The following is a 6,323-nucleotide window of genomic DNA, read 5'->3' on the forward strand; positions in this document are numbered from 1 at the left end:
AGAACGGTAGCAAGGCCTAGCGGGCCAACGCCGACGGCTTCCCGTCGCGGCGCAGCACGTTCGACAGCACCCCTTCGCCCAGCCGCTCGAACGCCGGCACCAGCTTCTCGCCGAACACGCACAGCGTCCGCTCCCAGGGGTGGCCGAGCGTGCCGTACGAGAAGTCCGAGGCCAGGAACAGGTGGTAGTCCGCGCGCGGGAACACCGGCACCGGCCACCGGGCGCTCCCGGACATCAGGTGCGGGCGGACGCGGTAGGACTGGTGCTGCCAGTGCAGCGCCCACATCCAGTCGTCCGGGCCGCAGACCTCGCGGAACGCGGCCAGCGCGATCGTGGCGACCTGGTGCTCCTCGACCGCGTACGGGCCCAGCCGGAACTCCGCCGAGGCGCGGTCCAGGTTCCCGGGCGAAAGGTCCCACGTCCGCGACGGCGCCGGCTCGCGGAAGCCCGGCCAGGCGTGCGCGTAGGTGCTCGGCCAGAACGCCAGCTTGTCGTACACCCAGTACCAGGCGGGCTCGTCGACGACGCGGGAGACGGCTTCCCAGGCAGCATTCACTTGAGACCTCGAGTCGGCCAGGCGCGGAAGAACACGCGAAAGCTTCGTGTTCGGCCTCCGGTTTGTCCAGTCCCGGCCGGTCCGCCGCGAGGTGTGTCACTCATCCGGGTGGGTTCGGCCAATTGGTCACGACGGGGAGGCGCCGGGACGACGCCCGGCGCCTCCCCGGGTCAGGCCGCGTCCCAGAGGGTGAGGAACGCCGAGGCCTCGCTGCGGGCCCACGGCCGCATCCGGGCCCGGTCGCGCGCCGACAGCTGGTACTCCTTCCCGCGGCGGACGTCGATCACCAGCGCCTCGCCGCCGGGGAGGATGTCCGGCATCGCCTCCTCCAGCACCCACAGCGCGAGCTGCGCCGACGCCTTCGCCAGTGGCTCCTCCTTGAAGTAGAGCCAGGTCGCGTACCGGCGGCCGTCGCTCTTGCGCAACCCCATCTGCGGGCTGACGCCGATCTCCAGCTCCCCGATCCGGCACCGGCCGCGCCCGACCTCGACCAGCTTCGGCGACTTGCGACCGAGGTACTGCAGCCAGCCCTCGGCGATCGCCGCGTAGTGCGGCTTCGTCCGCTCGTCGGCGGCGTTGACGAGGGCGCGCAGTGCCACCTCGTCCTGGTTGGCCGCCCGGCCGGAGCGGACCGCGTTGGCCGCCCGCCGGTAGTAGTTGAACGCCGCGCGCGCCGGATCTTCGTACTGACGGCGCTGCCGCCGGACGAACGACGACCGCGACGGCCCGGAACTCGCGCTGTAGCCCACGAACGTGGACAGGGTGATGTAGGCCATGGCCCTGCCTTCCTCCATCACGCCACCCGCGGTCGCGGGCGGCATCTCCCCTGGACAACGCCAATTTTAGAACACATGTACGACAGTTTCCGGGTCCTGACGGGTGACGGCGGCACGTCCCGGTGCCCCCGCGGCGACGATTCGGGATCGTCCGCGCGGAGGACTCCCGAAACGGCGTCCCGTGCGCTACGTTGCCGATCAACCTCGAACAGCAACTTCTCAGGTCGGCCGCGCGTGCCAGACTGATGCCCCGAACGGTGGATGGGGGTCTACTCATGAGCTGGCAGGACGACCTGCGCCGGCTGGACGCGGACCTGGCGGCGGGGCGCATCGAGCCCGCCGCCCACCGCAAGCAGCGGGACGAGCTGCTCGCGCAGGCTTCCGGTTCGACGGTGGCCTCGCCCGTCCCGTCGCCCCTGCGCCGGCCCGCGACCGCGTGGCAGAGCAAGAACCCCGCGGCGCCGACGGAGGCCCTGCCGGCGCAACGGCAGGAACCGCCGTCGAACCCGCAGGGCTACCAGCCGTCCCGGCCGCAGGTCCGCCCGCCGCTGCCCGCGCCGCCGTGGCAGCGCACCGGGCCCGGGGTGCCCGCTGTCGCGGACCACCTGACCACGGCGCCGAGCCCGGCGGACATCAACCCGACGCGGTACCTGAGCGTCGAGGGCCCGCTGCCGGACCGGCCGCAGCTCAGCCGGTTCCCGCCGACGCACCCGCGCGGGGAGCAGGCACCGCCCCGGCCGGAGGCGCCGCCGCCGGACGAGGCGGGCAAGCACCGCTGGGACGAATCGGCCGGCCGCCGGCGTCCGGTCCGGCTCTTCGTCGCCCTCGGCGTGCTGCTGGTGCTGGCGATGATCGCCGGCGGGATCGCGTGGCTCGGTTCCGGTTCCGGCTCGGACCAGGCGGCCTCGCCGTCGAGCGCGCCGTCGTCCGGCTCCGACGCCGTCCGCACCCCGCCGCTGGACGAGCGGGTGCCGCAGATGCCGGGCAAGCAGAACCCGAACAACTCGACGATGTCCGTGGCCAAGGGCCTGGAGCTGGGGCTCTACCCGGCGTCGACGGCGGACCTGCTGAGCGCGAACGGGGCGGGCAAGGTGATCTACCGGGGCGCCGCCGACGGCGACGTCTCGTACCTGGTCCTGGTCGTGCCTACGGGCAGCCCGGCCAACGCGCAGGCCGTCGTCGAGAAGCTCTACCAGGACGCGCTGGCGGGCGGCTTCCGGTCGGTCCAGTCGGCGTTGCGCACGGTGTCGGGGAAGGATCGCGACACCTTCCTGAACACCACCTGGTACGGCTCCGGCAACAACGTCGTCAGCATCGGGATCGCCGAGCCGGACCGCGGGCAGGCCGGGCTGAGCAGCGAACTGGACAAGGCCGTGGACGCGCTCGAGGCGGTCCTCCCGGTCAGCTGACCCCGAACCGACCCTTCCGACCTCGGCGGGCCGGGCTGAGTGCACAATGATGCGGGAGCTGGCTGGGCTGGCAACGCTGACGAGAAGGGGGCCCGGTTTGTCCTGGCAGGAGCAACTACGCCAGTTGGACGAAGAGCTGGCCGCGGGTCAGATTTCGGCCGACGACTACCGGCTGCGGCGAGACAGCGTGCTGTCCGCGGCGGTCAACGTCGATCCCCAGGCGAGCCAGACCGGGTCCAGTGAGTCGGAGAGCACTCACATCATCGCCCCGGTGACGCCGCCTCCCGGCCAGCCGCAGGCCCCGGCCGCGCCGTCGGGCGACCAGACCCAGATCGTCAACACCTCCTTCGACGGCGAACGCACCCAGGCCGTCCCGCAGGGTCCCCCGCCGCAGGGCTGGGCGCCGGCCGGCCAGGGCGACGCCGAGCGCACGCAGGTCGTGCCGGGCGTGCCGCCGCAGGCCACCGCCGGCGGGTACCACCCGGGCGGCCACGGTTCGGGCGGGTTCCCGGCCCAGCAGCCGCAGTACGCGCCACCGCCGCACCTGTCCGGCCCCAACCAGCAGATGCCGTGGGCCGCGCCCGCGCAGAACACGAACACCCCGTGGGGCGGTTCGGACTTCCCCGCCGACACGAGCTGGGTCGGCCAGGGGCCGGAACCGTCGTTCGAGACGACCCCGGCCAAGGGCGGCAAGAAGATCATCGCGATCGTCGTCGCGGTCGTCGTGCTGGCCGGGCTCGGCGTCGGCGGCTACTTCCTCTTCTCCGGCAACGGCAACGAGCCGACGCCGCCGGCCGCGCAGTCGTCCACCGCGCCGCCGCCCCCGACCCAGAAGCCGAAGGACGACCTCGAGATCGCCAAGCTCCCCGGCGACGTCAAGGAAACCACCGACTTCGCGAAGTTCGACGACTTCGAGGCGCGCAAGGTCCTCACCGACGAGGAGAACGACGCCCTCTCCGCGGCGAACCCGACCACCGCGCGGATGTCGGTGTCGAACCTGCCCTCCGGCGTGACCGTCGTCGTGGTCACCGCGAAGACCTCCGGGGCGTCGGCCGCGGCCAACGCGGTCGAGAAACTCGGGACGCTGCAGGCGAAGTACAAGCTCACGAAGTACACCGGCACGACGCCGCCGAACGTCGACGTCGTGCAGCTCGTCAAGGAAGACGGCAGCGCCCTGATCCGGGCCCACTACGTGCACAAGCAGACCGTGGTCCGCGTGCAGGTGAACGGGGCGGACATGGCCGGGGTCTCGCAGGCCTTCGACGAGATCCTCGCGAAGCAGCTGGCAGAGCTGCCCGCCAACGGCTGACATGGCGGCTCGCCGGTTCGTCGCCTGCACCGTGGTCACCCGGGAGCGCCTGGGGGCCGCCGAGGTGCTCGCCGCGTCGTACCGCGCACACCACCCCGGGCACGAGTTCACCGTGCTCGTGGCCGACGACGGCGCCGCACCCGGCGAGCTGGACCTCGATCCGGAGGAGTACTTCCGGCTGGTCACCTGCCACGACGGCGCCGACCTGGCGGACGTCCTGCGGCCGCTCCTGCTGCGCAGCCTGCTCGAGCGGTTCGACGTCGCGGTCCTGCTGGACGCCGACATCGAGGTCCACGCGCCGTTCGAGGACGTCAGCGCGCTCGCGGCGGACCACGGTGTCGTCGTCGCGGCGGCGCTGCTGGCCCCGCTCCCGCGGGACGGTCTCGAACCCGAGGACGTCCCGGGCGTCTACGACGGCTTCCTCGCCGCCGGGCCCGCCGCGCGGCCGTTCCTCGACCACTGGGCCGACCAAGCCCGCCGGCGGCCACCGCACCGGACGGCGGCGACCTGGCGGTGGCCGGACCTGCTGCCCGGTCCGTTCGAGCACCTGGTCGTCCGCGATCCCGGGCTCGCCGTCGGCTATTGGAACCTGCACGAACGCTCGCCGTCGGAAAGCCGGTTCCTCGCCTTCCGCGGCTACGACCCCGAAGCGCCCTGGCTGCTGTCGGCAGACTGCGCGACCCAGCCACGGGTGCGGCTCTCCGCGGATCCGGTGCTGCGGCGGATGTGTGACGCCTACGGCGACCGCGTCGGCCCGGGCCGGCCCGGCGAAAGCCGGTTTTCCGCGCTGCCGGACGGTTCGCCGCTCACCCCGCAGATGCGGCAGCTCTACCACGACGCCTGGGTACGGACGGAAACACCGGGCCAGCCGGCCGAAAAGCTGCCGCCGCACCCCTTCGGCGACGACGGGGGCCGCGCATTCCGGGAGTGGCTGACCGAGCCGGCGAACCCGGTCGACGCCGCGGGCGGGATGACGCGGCTGGCGGCCGAGGTCTGGCGCGCCCGCGTCGACCTGCAGGCGGTGTTCCCCCACCCCCGCGGCGAAAGCGCGCCCGGCTTCCGGCAGTGGTGCGCGACCCACGGCGTCGCCGAAGGCCTGTTGCCCGAGTGGGCGCTTCCGGTCCCCGCCGCGGCACCGCTGGCGCCGGTCGGCGACTTCGGCGTCAACGTCGTCGGCTTCCTCACCGCCGAACTCGGGCTCGGCGAGATGGCCCGGCTGATCCAGCGGATGATCGTCCGGGCCGGCATCCCGCTGGTGTCGGTCGTCGAAGAGCGGTCCATCGCCGGCTCGGTCCGCACCGGGCTCGCCGCGCCGGACAGCGTCGGCCCGCCGCGGTTCGGGGTCAGCCTGCTGACGGTCAACTCCGACTTCACGCGGGTGGTCGTCGACAGCCACCCGGACGCCACCGCCGGTCGCTACCGGATCGGGCTGTGGGCCTGGGAACTCGAGGACTTCCCGGCCGGGATGCACGACGGGTTCGCCTTCGTCGACGAGGTCTGGACGCCCAGCGAGTTCGCCACCCGGGCGATCGCGGCGCACTCGCCGGTCCCGGTCCGGACCATTCCGGTGCCGGTGCCCGACCCCGGCCCGGCCACCCGGGAACCAGATGGGACCACCCGGTTCCTGTTCGTCTTCGACTTCAATTCGACCGGCGGCCGGAAGAACCCGTGGGGGGTCGTCGAGGCCTTCCGCCGCGCCTTCCCGGGCCGCGAAGACGTCCGGCTCGTGCTGAAGGCGACCAACGGGCGGCGGAACACCGCGGCGGTCGAACGGCTGCGGCGCGCGATCGACGGCGACGCGCGGATCGAGCTCGTGGAGCGGTACCTCACCGTCGCCGAACTCGACACGTTGTATGCCAGGACCGACGCCTACGTGTCACTGCACCGGAGCGAGGGGTTCGGGCTGACGGTGGCCGAGGCGATGGTCAGGGGGCTGCCGGTGATCGCGACGGACTACTCGAGCACGACCGAGTTCTTCGGTCCGGAGTCCGGCTGGCCGGTGCCGTTCACGATGACCGGCGTCGGCCCGGGCTGGCCGCCCTACCGCAGTGACGGCCGGTGGGCCGACCCGGACCTCGACGCGGCCGCCGAGGCCATGCGCGCCGTCGCGGACGACCCGGCCGAAGCCCGCCGGCGCGGGGCCGCCGCCCGGGCACACATCCTGCGCACGCACCCGGAGGACGTCACGGTGGCGTGGCTGCGCGAGCGGCTGGGCGAAGCGCACCGGACCTGGCTCGCCCGGCAGGCACCCGAGCCGCCGCGGTCGCCGCTGG

General features: G+C 73.2%; 5 protein-coding genes. 3 read left to right on the forward strand and 2 right to left on the reverse strand.

Going from position 1 to position 6,323, the window contains the following annotated elements:
* Positions 1 to 16: 16 nt before the first annotated feature.
* Positions 17 to 556, reverse strand: coding sequence for a DUF2716 domain-containing protein (locus ACWEVN_RS06735; protein ID WP_449686300.1), 540 nt, complete (start codon positions 554 to 556; stop codon positions 17 to 19).
* Positions 557 to 726: 170 nt separating this feature from the next.
* Entirely contained in the window at positions 727 to 1,350 is a 624-nt protein-coding gene (locus tag ACWEVN_RS06740) for a hypothetical protein (protein ID WP_449686301.1), read from the reverse strand.
* A gap of 257 nt (positions 1,351 to 1,607) precedes the next feature.
* On the opposite strand from ACWEVN_RS06740, the gene ACWEVN_RS06745 reads away from it, so the two are divergent.
* The 3 genes from ACWEVN_RS06745 to ACWEVN_RS06755 form a co-directional block, all read left to right on the forward strand.
* Positions 1,608 to 2,741: a hypothetical protein gene (locus tag ACWEVN_RS06745; protein WP_452050535.1), complete on the forward strand. Its 1,134-nt coding sequence runs from the start codon at positions 1,608 to 1,610 to the stop codon at positions 2,739 to 2,741.
* A gap of 97 nt (positions 2,742 to 2,838) precedes the next feature.
* A complete protein-coding gene (locus ACWEVN_RS06750; RefSeq protein WP_449686303.1) occupies positions 2,839 to 4,050 on the forward strand; it encodes a hypothetical protein in 1,212 nt (403 codons plus the stop codon).
* 1 nt (position 4,051) lies between these two features.
* Positions 4,052 to 6,323 (forward strand): glycosyltransferase (locus ACWEVN_RS06755; RefSeq protein ID WP_452050536.1); only part of this gene is annotated, 2,272 nt, incomplete at its 3' end.

The organism is Amycolatopsis sp. NPDC003861, from assembly GCF_053605405.1.

What these genes read in the sequence shown, in the direction of transcription:
- ACWEVN_RS06740 (WP_449686301.1), bottom strand. Translation starts at nt 1,350, where the DNA reads ATGGAGGAAGGCAGGGCCATGGCCTACATCACCCTGTCCACGTTCGTG.
- ACWEVN_RS06745 (WP_452050535.1), top strand. Translation starts at nt 1,608, where the DNA reads ATGAGCTGGCAGGACGACCTGCGCCGGCTGGACGCGGACCTGGCGGCG.